The following is a 12,776-nucleotide window of genomic DNA, read 5'->3' on the forward strand; positions in this document are numbered from 1 at the left end:
CTTTCTATCTGCACGATCATTATAGTTTTCCACAGTTTAATCAGAAAAAAACGTTTTGAATATCAGCCAGAAACGTGAAAAAGGCCTGACTTCACATCAGACCTTATACAAACATTGCCCTATAGGATATAAGCAAGCGCAATCGTTAACACGAAAAACAAGACTGCCAGCACTACCGTAATGCGGTGCAAAATTAAATCAAGACCTCTTGCTTTTTGTTTCCCGAAGAGCTGCTCCGCTCCGCCTGAAATCGCACCAGATAATCCGGCGCTTTTACTGGATTGAAGCAAAACGACAATAATAAGTGCAATGCTGACGATAACCAATAAGGTAATCAAAACTGCGTGCATCCCATACACCTCCAGACTCACTGGCTACATTACTTCTATTTTACATGAAAAGGGTTGGCATGTCACGCTGTATCAGACGCCAAAAGGCCGGATAAGACGTTTTATCTTGGTTACCCTATTCATATGAAAAGGCCAAAGGAGAAAAGCGATGCCGCTTATCAGCATAGACAGCAGGAAACATCTTTTTTATGAAGAATATGGACAGGGAATCCCTATCATTTTTATCCACCCGCCGGGCATGGGACGCAAGGTTTTTTATTATCAGCGCCTTCTATCCAAGCATTTCAGGGTGATTTTTCCCGATTTAAGTGGCCACGGTGATAGTGATCATATCGATCAGCCAGCGTCTATTTCCTATTACGCAAACGAGATCGCGCAATTCATGGACGCTTTGCACATTGATAAAGCTGTGTTATTCGGGTATTCTGCCGGAGGCTTAATCGCGCAGCATATCGGCTTCACCCGCCCGGACAAAGTGTCACACCTTATTCTGTCCGGCGCCTACCCCGCTGTTCATAACGTAATCGGCCAGAAGCTGCACAAACTGGGAATGTATCTGCTTGAAAAAAACCCCGGTTTGCTCATGAAAATACTCGCTGGCAGCCACACAAAAGACAGACAGCTTCGCAGCATATTAACAGACCATATGAAAAAAGCAGACCTGGCCCATTGGCATCAGTATTATCTGGATTCGCTTGGCTACAACTGCATTGAACAGCTGCCCCGCCTAGAAATGCCAATGCTGTTTATGTATGGCGGCCTGCGGGACTGGACCTTTACAAACGCAGGCTATTACCGAAGATCGTGCAGACATGCCGAATTTTTCAGATTGGAATATCAGGGACATCAATTGCCGACAAAACAATGGAAAACGTGCAATGAGCTGGTGACAGGGTTTGTGCTGACACATCATTCAATATAGAAAACGCTTGGATCTCCTTGCGTTTTCTATATTTTATTGACTTTTGTCAACAAAATCATAGTAAAAAAGATCCTCAAATTTCAAATTAAAATAGTGAAGCATTTTACCGATCACAAGCTGCCCCGGCCGTCTTTCTCCATTCAGCACGCGGCTCAGTGTGGCGGGTGAGACTCCGATTTCCAGCGCAAGCTGATTAAGGGAATAATCGTTATTAACCATATACTGCAAGACATAATCACGTCTAATCTGTATCTTTTCTACTGGCACTTTCCTCACCTTCCATTCCTGAAAAACTTTTTTCTATACTTTTACATTACGGCTTATGTTAACTTTTGTCAATACATTTCCAGTCTACCTATTCCCTTTAGTCAATAAACATACTAAAATATGAGTAACAGTGAGGGACGGGGTGAGATATATGGAAAGCTTTGGCGAACAATTACGGGCATTGCGTGAAGAGAGAAAGTTAACAGTCAACCAGCTGGCGACTTATTCAGGCGTAAGCGCGGCCGGCATCTCCAGAATCGAAAACGGAAAACGGGGCGTTCCCAAACCTGCCACCATCAAAAAACTGGCAGAGGCCTTAAAAATTCCTTATGAGGGGCTTATGTACAAGGCTGGTTACATCGAAGAAGTGCATGAAGCCAGGGCCCCTTACGAAACGAAGTGCAAGCTGCTTGAAAAAGCGGAGGCCTATGACCTGAAAAACCTTGCGCTTCTTGAGAACGAAAAGTGGCAATATCTCAATAAAGAAGATTTGCTCATGCTGGATCATTATTTTTCGTTTATTTCAGACGAAGCCAAAAAACGGTCTGCTGATGACTGACTCTTGATAGAAATGTGAGGCGATAGACCATGTCACCGTTCGGACAGCAATTACGGGAGCTGCGCCGCGCCCGCAAACTGACAGTGAATCAGCTTGCGGTGTACTCAGGCATCAGCTCGGCCACCATTTCAAAAATTGAAAACGGCAAACGCGGGACGCCAAAACCCGCCACGATTAAAAAACTGGCAGCCGTCCTGAAAGTGCCGTACGAAAACCTAATGGCCGCCGCAGGCCATATTCAGGCCTTTCCTGAAGAAATCCGCGAAGCATCTGAAAGCTATCAATCCGTTTATGAAATTTACCAGACGGCTGTCACTCGCGGAGCGGAGCACCTCCCGATTTTCAATAGTCAAAAATGGGAACATCTCTCAAAGCAGGATATTGAAAATCTCAGCAAATACTTCGATTTTTTGTCTTCAGAAGCAAAAAAACGCGCCTCTTCCTCATAATCCCCTGTTTCTCTTTCTATATTTTATCAATCACGCTTGCATACCCTCCCTCGTTATTTGCGTTATAATAGTGACAGACGAGGTGAAAAGTATGAACCAATCAGAAATGTGTCCTAGATTTGAAAAAGCAGTCGACATCTTAAGTAAACGCTGGGTCGCTTTAATCGTATTTCAGCTCTTGAACGGGTCTCAGCGATTTAGCGAAATTGAAGCAGCACTTCCAAATCTAAGCGGCAGAGTTCTGTCAGAACGGCTGAAAGAACTTGAGCTTGAAGGAGTAGTGAAGCGGGATGTCATCCCTGAAACTCCGGTTCGCATCGAATATTCATTGACTGATAAAGGAAAGGCGCTAGCACCCATTTTAGGTGAGATTTCTAAATGGGCGACTGAATGGATTGACCCTTCCTTTCTTGACTAATTGCTAAAACGGTTCTGATCTCAAAGACGAGAAAAGAGCCGTTTTTTATTTTTTCCCAGGTGAAAAAACGATTTCTCAGCCGATATATAGTACATCCACACATTACGTTTTTAAAGGAGACCACTATATGCGACTGACGATTTCCCGCAAATTCAGCCTGGTATTTTTGACACTGATCCTGATCAATTTACTTGTAGGCGGAATAGGCGTTCTTAATATGCAGCATATCATTCAAAAAACAGATGAAATCAACACAAAATGGATTGACGGCATCAAAGGAATCACTTCAATTAATTATGTAACCGAGCACCTGTCTTCTAAAGAAAAGGACTTTCTGATTTATACAGACAAAAGCAAAATGGATACACTTGATCAAGAAATGAATCAAATCATGGAAGACATTAACCAAAAGCTCGATAACTACGAAAAAACGATCTCTACTGATAAAGAGCAGAAACTGTTCGAGCAGCTTCAAACTGAAGTGAATACCTATATGGATATTCATGCGCAAATTATCGAAAGCGGCCGCACGAATGACATGGACAAAGCAAGAGGTTTATTGGTTCAGACTGAGGCCAGCTTTGAGGATATGAAAAAAACAATCACTCAGCTTGTTGACTTAAATCAAGAAGGCAGCAACACAGCGGTAAAAGAAACGAAGGCCGTCTATCATAAAGGGCTCATTTACACTGCTTTGCTTGTGGCAGCTTCGATCCTCATCAGCATTTTCATCTGGCTTTATATCACGCGAAACATTGTAAAGCCTATCATTCGCATGAAGGAATCTGCCAATCATATTGCCGAAGGCGATTTGTCGAACGATATGGAGCCGCTCAACTCAAAAGACGAGCTGGGTGATCTGAATGAAGCGCTGCAAAAAATGGTAGGGAATCTGAGAGATATTGTCGGATATTCTAAAGACATATCAAGCCGGGTTCTTTCTTCTTCACAGGTGCTTGCAACCGCAACGAATGAAACAAGATCCGGCAGCAAACATATTACCGAGACGATGAACGAAATGGCTGAGGGCTCTGAACAGCAGGCCCAAGACGCCGTGACGATTGCCGAATCGATGAATGAGTTTACCGAAAGCATTGATAAAGCCTATAATCACGGCATCACCATCAGCGATACGTCTCAAAACGTTCTCGAACTCGCGGTAAGCGGAAACGAAAATATGGATACGTCATTACAGCAAATGAAAACCATCCATCATATTGTTGAAGAGGCCGTGCATAAAGTGAGATCACTTGAACAGCATTCTCAGGATATTAACAAGCTCGTTCAAGTCATCAACGGAATTGCCGAGCAAACGAATTTGCTGTCCCTTAACGCCGCAATTGAAGCTGCCCGCGCAGGAGAAAGCGGCAAAGGCTTCGCCGTTGTGGCAGAGGAGGTCAGAAAGCTGGCTGACGGTGTTTCTGATTCCGTGCAGGATATTACCCGGATTGTAGGCGGGACACAGCAGGAGATCCACACTGTCATTACGTACTTGGAAAGCAGCTTTACAGAAGTCGAAAAAGGAACGGAAAACCTGACAGACACCGGACAGGCTATGCGGCATATCAAGCAATCCGTCACCCATGTTGCAGACAGCATTAAGGAAGTAACGGATGGCCTGAAACAGTTAACAAACCAATCGATTACTATCAATCAATCGATTGAAAATATCGCTTCTGTATCCGAAGAGTCGGCCGCCGGCATTGAAGAAACATTTTCAATAACCGAGCAATCCGCCCATTCGATGGATCAAGTGCTTCTAAATGCTGAAGAGCTTGAGCAACTGGCCAATGAGCTTAATGAGAAGATGGGTCAGTTTACGATTTAAATAGAAAAAAGAGGCTGGACTCCAGCCTCTTTTTCTATTCTATGCAGCTGATTGAACGTGTTTCGCCCCGGTTCTTTTTTTCTTCACCGGACTTAATGCCCGCTCCAGCCAGGCCATGAGCAAATCCGCCCCTACCGCCATCACCGCAGTTGGTATCGCTCCGGCTAGAATAATCGCAGTTCCGTTTGTTGCGTTTGAGCCGCGGACGATCATATCCCCGAGGCCTCCGGCACCGACAAATGTGCCGATCGCTGTAATTCCGATGGCAATGACGAGAGCCGTGCGAAGGCCCGCCATAATGACAGAAAGTGCGAGCGGGAGCTCAACCATTCTGAGCACTTGGAATTTCGTCATGCCCATTGCTTTACCCGATTCTAAGTAGGCATGTTCAATACTGATAATGCCTGTGTACGTGTTTCGAATAATCGGCAGCAGGGAATACAGGAATAATGATAGAATCACGGTATTTGCGCCGAGCCCCATAACAAGCATTAAGACGGCCAGCATAGCGAGCGCCGGGATTGTTTGAATAACGTTTGTCACGGCAAACACCCAGGCTGACAAACGGCGAAAATGCGCGATGAGGATTCCGACCGGAACCCCGACGACAGCGGCAAACAATACGCCGTAAGCCGACATGAGAAAGTGGCGGCCGAATTCATCCATGACGTAACTGCCATTCTGCGCGTAATACGTCATTAACTGTTCAAGCACGTTCATTGACCTCTTCCCCCCTTTCACGATTCGAAATAGCGATGTTTTTCTAAATATTCCTTGGCAACGACAGACGGTTCTTTGAGATTGCCGTCGACTTCATAGTTAAGCTCCTGCATCGTGGCTGTGTCGATTTTTCCGAGCATTTTCTTGATGATGCCTTCAAGCTCAGGATGTTCTTTGAGCACCTTTTCCGGAACAACCGGAGAGCAGTCGTACGGCGGGAAAAATTGTTTATCATCCTTTAGCATTTTGAGACCATAGGACTTGATTCTTCCATCGGTTGAATACGCAAGCACAATGTCCATTTTTCCGCTTTTCACCGCGTCGTACACAAGGCCGATCTGCATCGGATACGTGCCGCCGAATGTCATGCCGTAGGTTTTCGTAAAATCCTGATAGCCGTTTCCTTTGAGCTTCATCCAATAGTTATCAACGCCCAGCTTTAATTGCGGCGCCCATTTTTTAACGTCTGATACGGTCTCTAAATGGTATTGGTCGGCCAGCTCCTTGCTGACTGTAAAGGCATATGTATTATCAAACCCGTAGGAGTCATACCACTTTAAATCATATCTTTTTTTAAACTCCCGCTGAGTAAGCGCCAGCGCTTTGTCCGGATCTTTTTCAGGTTCCATTCTCAACGTGCCTGTCAGCGCGTCTCCCGTATATCTTGTGGCCGCAATGTCGATTTCCCCGTTCATTAAAGCCTGCTGCTGCACCGCGTTGGAGCCAAGATTTTTAATCGTTGTTGTTTTGAGATCAGTATGGTGTTCGATCAACTGGCCAAGCATGCTGGCGATGATTTCTGATTCGCTCATGCTTTGCGCGCCGATTTTAATGGTCTGGTCTGCAGCAGCGCTGAGACCAGGAAGCGAACAGCCGCTCAGCGTCAGCATTGCCGCAAGTGCTAAACCTATCATTAATTTGAGATATTTTCTTTTCATGAGCCGCCTCCTTATGACAATTCCTTCAATCTCTGCATGCCGGCGGGTGTCAGTTTTCGTTCAGCAACTGCCAGCACATAATCAATCACAATTGCCAATATCGTGACAGGTACCGCGCCCCCGATGATATATTCCGGCTGATATAAATTCAGTCCGATAAAAATGTAATCACCCAATCCGCCGCCTCCGATAAAGGAAGCAAGCGTGGCCCAGCCGATTAAGTAAATCGTCGATGTTCTGATTCCCGCCATGATCACTGGCGCGGCAAGCGGCAGCTCCACCAAGCGGACTTGTTCAGCCGGCGTCATTCCGATGCCTTTACCAGACTCGAGCAGATTTTTGTTGACGCCGCGAATGCCGGTATACGTGTTGCGAAGAATCGGCAATACGGAATAGAAAAACAAAGCCACAATGGCCGGAACCTTCCCTACACCAAGGAGCGGGATAAAAAAAGCGAGGATGGCCAGACTCGGCAGCGTCTGAATAATATTGACAATGCCGATAATGGTGCCGGCTCCTTTTTTCATTCTGGTAAGTACAACTCCGAGGGGGACGGCAACCAGCACGCCTAAGATCACAGCAATGAGCGATATCGTAATATGCTCGTATGTTTTATAAAGAAGCTCGCCCCCATTGGTTTGCAAAAATTGAACAATATGATGCATGACTTATCGCCCCTCCCTATGACAATGCTGCGAGCTGCTTTTCTTCTCCCCAGAGGGAGTCATACACGATGTCGACCAGACTTGCCCTCGTCACAATTCCGATCAGGCGTCGGTCTTCATCCACAACGGGAACATATTTGACACCCCGTTTTAAAATTTTGCGGACCGTGTCGCGCAGCAGTGTGCCGCCCAGTACTGTGTATATATTTTCATGTAAAACCTCACCTACGAGATTGGCCTTTTTCCGGCATTGATCAATGATTTCAACATCGACATAGCCTTGCAGAACCTGCTCGTCATCGACGACCAGCAATGAATCGACCCGTTCCTGCCTCATCAGCTGAATGGCCTCAGAAAGCGTTTTATCCGCGGTGATCGTTACAGGCTGTGTGTTCATAATCTGGTCAACCCGTTCAACATCCGGGCTGGATGACTGAATCAGCCGCTCCTTGCCGATAAATTCCTCAACAAATTCGTCTGCCGGATTTCTTAAAATGTCATCGGGCGTTCCAACTTGAACGATTTCTCCCGCTTTTAAAATCACAATCCGGTCTGCCAGCTTAATCGCTTCATCCATATCGTGGGTAACAAATACGATGGTTTTATGTAAGGTTTTTTGCAGTTTTTTAAATTCTTCCTGGAGGGAATCCCTCGTAATCGGGTCGAGTGCCCCAAACGGTTCATCCATTAAGATAAGCGGCGGCTCCGCGGCAAGTGCCCGTAATACACCAATTCGCTGCTGCTGCCCCCCGCTTAATTCATGAGGGTAACGGTCTAAATATTCTGGCCCCATATCGACCAATTTTAAAAGCTCACGCGCCCGCTCTTTCCGCTGCTGCTCCGGCCATTTCAGCAGTTTTGGGACGAGTGAGATATTCTGCTGAATGGTCATATGGGGAAACAGGCCGATCTGCTGAATCACATAGCCAATTTTGCGCCTGAGCTCTACAGGATCCTGGTCCATGATGTTTTCGCCGTCAATGAAAATCTTTCCGGCGGAAGGCTCAATTAATCGGTTAATCATTTTCATTGTTGTCGTTTTTCCGCAGCCGCTCGGCCCAATAAAGCAGATAAATTCGCCTTTTGCAATCTTAAGATTTACGTTGTTCACAGCTTTTTTGCCGCCCTTGTATGTTTTCGAGACATTTTCTAATGTCAGCAAACATCGCACCTCCAAAATTAAGTTTATTCAATTTGTTCAGTTTAAATTTAATTTTTCAGACAATTGAATGCTTCCCATTATAGAATAAAGTTTATAAAATAAAAAGTTTACAATTTGTTCATATTATTTATAAAGTATGTGTAAACGCTGATTTACCCGCATTGACGTGTGTTGATCTCCTTATTGCTCCAATTTCCTGCCAAATTCTCTTTTGACAGCATTTTCGCCGTATCAAAAATGTGGTATATTGACATCGGAATTGTTAGCTGAAAGGATGAAACCGTTGGAGAAAGATCCGTTAACGATCATTGAACAAGCCGAGGACCATTTTATAGAAAGAATCGCGGAAAACATGCATGCATTTGGAATGCCCTCTACCGTCGGACGAGTGCTGGGCATTATTTATATGAATCGAAAACCGATGACGCTTACGGAATTATCTGAGGCTACCGGCATGAGCAAAACACGCATGAGCCAGGTAGTGCGGGAAATGCTTGATGCCAACATTGCCGAGAAGGTGTTCGAAAAAGGCGTGCGAAAAGATTTATATGAGGTTGAGCAGGACTACTATCAAACATTTATCACGCTGTTTTCAGCCACCTGGAGCAAAGTCGTCAGCAAAAACAAAATGATGCATAAAAAACTCAATCGGGAACTGCTTAGCGTGTTGGATGAAGAGCTTACTCCTGAAGCGGAAGAAAAAGTGAATGAACTGCTGAAAGAATTAAAGGAATGGCTTGATTATTATAATTGGCTCAGCCGTTTGATTGAGTTTTTTGAGAGCGAAGAAATTTTTAAATATGTGCCGAAGCCGTAAAAAACGCCCTGTCATTACAAGGCGTTTTTTCTTATGCGGCACCTGCCAGATTTTTCTTCTTTCTCTTTTTAATCGGGCTTAATGCTCGTTCAAGCCAGCCCATGACCAAATCGGCAATCACCGCCATCAGAGCTGTGGGGATCGCTCCCGCTAATATAATCGCGGTTCCGTTTGTGGCGTTTGATCCTCTGACGATGATGTCCCCGAGACCGCCAGCACCGACAAATGTCCCGATGGCCGTAATGCCGATGGCAATGACAAGCGCGGTGCGCAGGCCGGCCATTATGACAGAAAGCGCAAGCGGAAGCTCGACCATCCGCAGCACTTGAAATTTTGTCATCCCCATTGCTTTTCCGGATTCAAGATAGGCGTGCTCAATACTGATAATCCCAGTATACGTATTTCTGATAATCGGCAGAAGAGAATACAGAAATAATGACAATATCACCGTATTAGCGCCCAGCCCCATGACAAGCATCAGCACGGCGAGCATGGCGAGAGCCGGGATGGTCTGAATGACATTCGTGACCGCAAAAACCCATCCGCTTAATCTTCTGTATCTGGCTATCAGGATGCCGAGCGGAATTCCAACAATGGCGGCAAATAAAACGCCATACACCGACATCAGAAAATGGCGGTAAAACTCCTGCAGCACGTAACCGCCGTTTTGCGAATAGTATGTGCCAAGCTGCTGTAGTACTTCCATATGATCCACCTCTTTTCTTAGTCAAAATAATGATGTTTCTCTAAAAATTCCTTTGCTACGACAGACGGCTCCTTCAGCTTGCCATCCACCTCATAATTAAGTTCCTGCATCGTTTCCGTGTCGATTTGCCCAATCAGCTTATTGATCACACCTTCAAGTTCCGGATGCGCCTTAAGCACCTTTTCCGGAATCACCGGTGAACAGTCATACGGCGGAAAGAAACGCTTATCGTCTTTTAAGATTTTCAGATCATATGCTTTAATCCGTCCATCCGTTGAATAAGCCAAAACCGCATCCATTTTCCCGTTTTTGACTGCGTCATAGACTAGCCCGATCTGCATTGGATAAGTTGTGCCGAACTCAAAGCCATATGTGCTGACAAAGCCTTTATACCCGTCGCCTTTTCGTTTCAGCCAAGCATTGTCGACGCCTAATTTATATTGGGAAGCATTTTTCTTCAGGTCAGACACGGTGTTAATATGCTCCTTTTCCGCAAACTTTTTTGTTACGGTGAAGGCATATGTGTTATCAAAGCCGTAGGAATCAAACCATTTATAAGAAAAGCGCTTTTGAAACTCGTTCTGCACAATGTTCAGCGCTTTTTTCGGATCTTTCTCCGCTTCCTTGCCGAGGGTGCTTGTTAAATCTGTTCCGGAATAGCGCGTGGCTGAAATATCAATGTCACCGCCCAGCATCGCTTGGTGCTGAACATAGTTTGAGCCGAGGTTTTTCACTAAAGCAGTATTCAAATCTGTATCATGTTCAATAAGCTGCGCGATCATATTCGCTACAATTTCTGATTCTGTCATGCTCTGCGCCCCGATTTTGATCGTATCGTCAGAAGCGCCGCCTAGACCCGGCAGAGAGCAGCCGCCTAGCAGCATGACAAAGACGAGAGCAAACGCGCCAAGCCATTTGATTTTTGTCATTTTCAACAGTGCCAACTCCTTACGAAACTTCCTTCATCCCTTGCAAGCCTTTCGGCGTCACCTTTCGTTCTGTCACAGCCAGAACATAATCAATAATAATTGCCAGAATTGTGACAGGCACGGCACCGCCAATGATATATTCAGGCTGGTATAGGTTCAGTCCGATAAAAATATAGTCCCCGAGGCCGCCTCCCCCGATAAACGACGCAAGTGTCGCCCAGCCAATTAGATAGATCGTTGATGTGCGGATCCCCGCCATGATGATGGGAATCGCCAGCGGAATTTCAACGAGCCGAATCTGCTCCCAGCCGGTCATGCCAATTCCTTTCCCCGATTCCAGGAGGTTTTTATTTACACCTTTAATGCCGGTATACGTATTGCGCAAGATCGGCAGTACCGAATAGAAAAATAAAGCGACAATCGCAGGCACTTTTCCTACGCCGAGAAGCGGAATAAAAAAGGCTAAAATCGCCAGACTCGGCAGGGTTTGCACAATGTTTACGAAACCGATAACCGCACCTGCGCCTTTTTTCATTCTGGTAAGAGCAACGCCGAGCGGCACTGCAACGATAATGCCCAATACAACGGCTATGAGTGAAATATATAAATGCTCTCCTGTTTTATACAGCAGCTCTCCGCCGTTTGTTTGCAAAAAAGTCATCATTTGATTCATCTTAAAAGAGCTCCTCCCCTGGTCAGATCGTCATGAGCTGGTTTTCCTCGTCGCCCCAAATGGAGTCGTACACGATATCAACAAGGCTCGCTCTTGTCACAATCCCTGCTAAATGGTTCTGTTCATCGACGACCGGAACATACTTGATCCCCTGCTTCAAAATTTTTCGGACTGTATCGCGAAGAAGCGCCCCTTTTTGAACGGTATATATATCTGAACGGTATACGTCGCCAACGATGCTTGCTTTTTTGCGGTTTTGATCAATCATTTCCACATCAACATAGCCCTTCAGCACGTTTTGCCGGTCCACAACGAGCAGCGAGTCAACACGTTTTTCTCTCATCAGCTGAATCGCCTGAGAAAGCGTTTTGTCCGCAGATACCGTCACCGGCGTTCTGTTCATCATTTGCTCTACCCGCTCGATATCCGGTCTTGATTGAATCAGGCGCTCTTTCCCGATAAATTCTTCAACAAACTCATTTTCCGGGTTTCGAAGAATCTCATCAGGTGTGCCGACTTGAACGATTTCTCCCGCTTTTAATATCACAATCCTGTCGGCAAGCTTAATCGCTTCATCCATATCGTGGGTTACAAACACAATCGTTTTGTTTAAGGTTCTCTGCAGTTTTTTGAATTCTTCCTGAAGGGAATCACGCGTAATCGGATCAAGCGCTCCGAACGGTTCATCCATTAAAATGAGAGGGGGTTCCGCTGCCAGGGCGCGCAGCACGCCGATTCTCTGCTGCTGTCCGCCGCTGAGCTCATGCGGATAACGGTCTAAATACTCCGGGCCCATATCCACAAGCTTTAACAGCTCGCGCGCCCGTTCTTTCCGTTTTTCCTCAGGCCATTTCAGCAGCTTTGGTACGAGTGAGATGTTCTGCTGGATGGTCATATGGGGGAACAAACCAATCTGCTGAATCACATAGCCGATTTTTCTCCTCAGCTCAACCGGGTCCTGTTCCATAATATTTTCTCCGTCGATAAAGATCCTTCCAGACGATGGTTCTATCAGTCTGTTGATCATCTTCATCGTTGTCGTTTTTCCGCAGCCGCTCGGGCCGATAAAACAGATAAATTCACCTTTTGCAATATCTAAATCAATGCTGTTCACAGCTTTTTTGCCGCCTTTATATACTTTTGACACTTGTTCCAATTTCAGCAATCCGTGCACCTCCGCAGGTTTCCTTTAAATTTTCTGAAAAGTATAATCCTTATTATAGTTTGAACTTTGTAAAATAAAAAGTTTACAATGTGTTGAAATTATATGTTATTTATAGATTATTTATTGTTATGACCGAGACGGAAAGGGTGTTCTTACAATTACGCCGGATACCTCCCACTTCCTCTGCATTCAGCTATTTTCAACACCA

Annotated in this window: 16 protein-coding genes; 6 read left to right on the top strand and 10 right to left on the bottom strand. The window is 45.5% G+C overall.

All coding sequences use genetic code 11. The features are described from left to right. Positions 1–119: 119 nt before the first annotated feature. The gene (gene secG, locus NSQ83_RS17780; protein ID WP_003220028.1) at positions 120–350 is read right to left on the bottom strand and encodes a preprotein translocase subunit SecG; all 231 of its coding nucleotides are present in this window, start codon (positions 348–350) and stop codon (positions 120–122) included. Between the two features lie 148 nt (positions 351–498). On the opposite strand from secG, the gene NSQ83_RS17785 reads away from it, so the two are divergent. Next, positions 499–1,272 (top strand): alpha/beta hydrolase, encoded by a 774-nt coding sequence (locus NSQ83_RS17785; RefSeq protein ID WP_198878503.1) that lies wholly within the window; start codon positions 499–501, stop codon positions 1,270–1,272. Positions 1,273–1,305: 33 nt separating this feature from the next. Here NSQ83_RS17785 and NSQ83_RS17790 read toward each other — a convergent pair whose 3' ends face one another. Then, positions 1,306–1,539, bottom strand: a complete 234-nt coding sequence (locus NSQ83_RS17790; protein WP_009968172.1) for a helix-turn-helix transcriptional regulator — start codon at positions 1,537–1,539, stop codon at positions 1,306–1,308. A gap of 151 nt (positions 1,540–1,690) precedes the next feature. On the opposite strand from NSQ83_RS17790, the gene rghR reads away from it, so the two are divergent. The 4 genes from rghR (at position 1,691) to NSQ83_RS17810 (ending at position 4,793) form a co-directional block, all read left to right on the top strand. Continuing rightward, positions 1,691–2,098: a transcriptional repressor RghR gene (gene rghR, locus NSQ83_RS17795; protein WP_003220034.1), complete on the top strand. Its 408-nt coding sequence runs from the start codon at positions 1,691–1,693 to the stop codon at positions 2,096–2,098. A 29-nt stretch (positions 2,099–2,127) separates the two neighbouring features. Then, complete coding sequence (locus NSQ83_RS17800) at positions 2,128–2,547, top strand: helix-turn-helix transcriptional regulator (protein ID WP_014480905.1); 420 nt, start codon at positions 2,128–2,130, stop codon at positions 2,545–2,547. 91 nt (positions 2,548–2,638) lie between these two features. Next, on the top strand, positions 2,639–2,965 hold the full coding sequence (gene catR / locus NSQ83_RS17805) for a catDE operon transcriptional regulator CatR (RefSeq protein WP_003242888.1): 327 nt from the start codon (positions 2,639–2,641) through the stop codon (positions 2,963–2,965). A 127-nt stretch (positions 2,966–3,092) separates the two neighbouring features. Further along, positions 3,093–4,793, top strand: a complete 1,701-nt coding sequence (locus NSQ83_RS17810) for a methyl-accepting chemotaxis protein (protein ID WP_198878502.1) — start codon at positions 3,093–3,095, stop codon at positions 4,791–4,793. A 39-nt stretch (positions 4,794–4,832) separates the two neighbouring features. Here the strand turns inward: NSQ83_RS17810 and opuBD are convergent, their stop codons facing one another. Genes opuBD through opuBA form a run of 4 tightly spaced genes read right to left on the bottom strand, consistent with a single transcriptional unit; the run spans position 4,833 to position 8,278 of the window. Continuing rightward, positions 4,833–5,513: a choline ABC transporter permease OpuBD gene (gene opuBD, locus NSQ83_RS17815; protein ID WP_038427914.1), complete on the bottom strand. Its 681-nt coding sequence runs from the start codon at positions 5,511–5,513 to the stop codon at positions 4,833–4,835. A 17-nt stretch (positions 5,514–5,530) separates the two neighbouring features. After that, positions 5,531–6,451 (bottom strand): choline ABC transporter substrate-binding lipoprotein OpuBC, encoded by a 921-nt coding sequence (gene opuBC / locus NSQ83_RS17820; protein WP_198878501.1) that lies wholly within the window; start codon positions 6,449–6,451, stop codon positions 5,531–5,533. A gap of 11 nt (positions 6,452–6,462) precedes the next feature. Further along, positions 6,463–7,116, bottom strand: a complete 654-nt coding sequence (gene opuBB / locus NSQ83_RS17825) for a choline ABC transporter permease OpuBB (protein WP_003228370.1) — start codon at positions 7,114–7,116, stop codon at positions 6,463–6,465. A 16-nt stretch (positions 7,117–7,132) separates the two neighbouring features. Beyond that, on the bottom strand, positions 7,133–8,278 hold the full coding sequence (gene opuBA / locus NSQ83_RS17830; RefSeq protein ID WP_161476707.1) for a choline ABC transporter ATP-binding protein OpuBA: 1,146 nt from the start codon (positions 8,276–8,278) through the stop codon (positions 7,133–7,135). Between the two features lie 283 nt (positions 8,279–8,561). Here opuBA and NSQ83_RS17835 point away from each other — a divergent pair, with 283 nt between their 5' ends. Continuing rightward, complete coding sequence (locus tag NSQ83_RS17835; protein ID WP_014478002.1) at positions 8,562–9,095, top strand: GbsR/MarR family transcriptional regulator; 534 nt, start codon at positions 8,562–8,564, stop codon at positions 9,093–9,095. Between the two features lie 31 nt (positions 9,096–9,126). Here NSQ83_RS17835 and opuCD read toward each other — a convergent pair whose 3' ends face one another. From opuCD to opuCA, 4 genes are read right to left on the bottom strand one after another with little or no spacing between them, the layout of a single operon-like run. Further along, positions 9,127–9,801, bottom strand: a complete 675-nt coding sequence (gene opuCD / locus NSQ83_RS17840) for a glycine betaine/carnitine/choline/choline sulfate ABC transporter permease OpuCD (protein ID WP_014478003.1) — start codon at positions 9,799–9,801, stop codon at positions 9,127–9,129. A gap of 17 nt (positions 9,802–9,818) precedes the next feature. Continuing rightward, positions 9,819–10,730: an osmoprotectant ABC transporter substrate-binding lipoprotein OpuCC gene (gene opuCC, locus NSQ83_RS17845; RefSeq protein WP_015384655.1), complete on the bottom strand. Its 912-nt coding sequence runs from the start codon at positions 10,728–10,730 to the stop codon at positions 9,819–9,821. Between the two features lie 19 nt (positions 10,731–10,749). Continuing rightward, a complete protein-coding gene (opuCB, locus tag NSQ83_RS17850; protein ID WP_003228349.1) occupies positions 10,750–11,403 on the bottom strand; it encodes a glycine betaine/carnitine/choline/choline sulfate ABC transporter permease OpuCB in 654 nt (217 codons plus the stop codon). Positions 11,404–11,425: 22 nt separating this feature from the next. Then, entirely contained in the window at positions 11,426–12,568 is a 1,143-nt protein-coding gene (gene opuCA, locus NSQ83_RS17855) for an osmoprotectant ABC transporter ATP-binding protein OpuCA (RefSeq protein WP_038429648.1), read from the bottom strand. Positions 12,569–12,776: the final 208 nt, after the last annotated feature.

It is taken from the genome of Bacillus sp. PS217, assembly GCF_037963535.1.
Classification (GTDB): domain Bacteria; phylum Bacillota; class Bacilli; order Bacillales; family Bacillaceae; genus Bacillus; species Bacillus subtilis.

Excerpts from the sequence above, each read along its gene's own strand:
- secG (WP_003220028.1), bottom strand. The coding sequence starts at position 350 with ATGCACGCAGTTTTGATTACCTTATTGGTTATCGTCAGCATTGCACTT.
- NSQ83_RS17785 (WP_198878503.1), top strand. The coding sequence starts at position 499 with ATGCCGCTTATCAGCATAGACAGCAGGAAACATCTTTTTTATGAAGAA.
- rghR (WP_003220034.1), top strand. The coding sequence starts at position 1,691 with ATGGAAAGCTTTGGCGAACAATTACGGGCATTGCGTGAAGAGAGAAAG.
- NSQ83_RS17800 (WP_014480905.1), top strand. The coding sequence starts at position 2,128 with ATGTCACCGTTCGGACAGCAATTACGGGAGCTGCGCCGCGCCCGCAAA.
- catR (WP_003242888.1), top strand. The coding sequence starts at position 2,639 with ATGAACCAATCAGAAATGTGTCCTAGATTTGAAAAAGCAGTCGACATC.
- NSQ83_RS17810 (WP_198878502.1), top strand. The coding sequence starts at position 3,093 with ATGCGACTGACGATTTCCCGCAAATTCAGCCTGGTATTTTTGACACTG.
- opuBD (WP_038427914.1), bottom strand. The coding sequence starts at position 5,513 with ATGAACGTGCTTGAACAGTTAATGACGTATTACGCGCAGAATGGCAGT.
- opuBC (WP_198878501.1), bottom strand. The coding sequence starts at position 6,451 with ATGAAAAGAAAATATCTCAAATTAATGATAGGTTTAGCACTTGCGGCA.
- opuBB (WP_003228370.1), bottom strand. The coding sequence starts at position 7,116 with ATGCATCATATTGTTCAATTTTTGCAAACCAATGGGGGCGAGCTTCTT.
- opuCD (WP_014478003.1), bottom strand. The coding sequence starts at position 9,801 with ATGGAAGTACTACAGCAGCTTGGCACATACTATTCGCAAAACGGCGGT.
- opuCC (WP_015384655.1), bottom strand. The coding sequence starts at position 10,730 with ATGACAAAAATCAAATGGCTTGGCGCGTTTGCTCTCGTCTTTGTCATG.
- opuCB (WP_003228349.1), bottom strand. The coding sequence starts at position 11,403 with ATGAATCAAATGATGACTTTTTTGCAAACAAACGGCGGAGAGCTGCTG.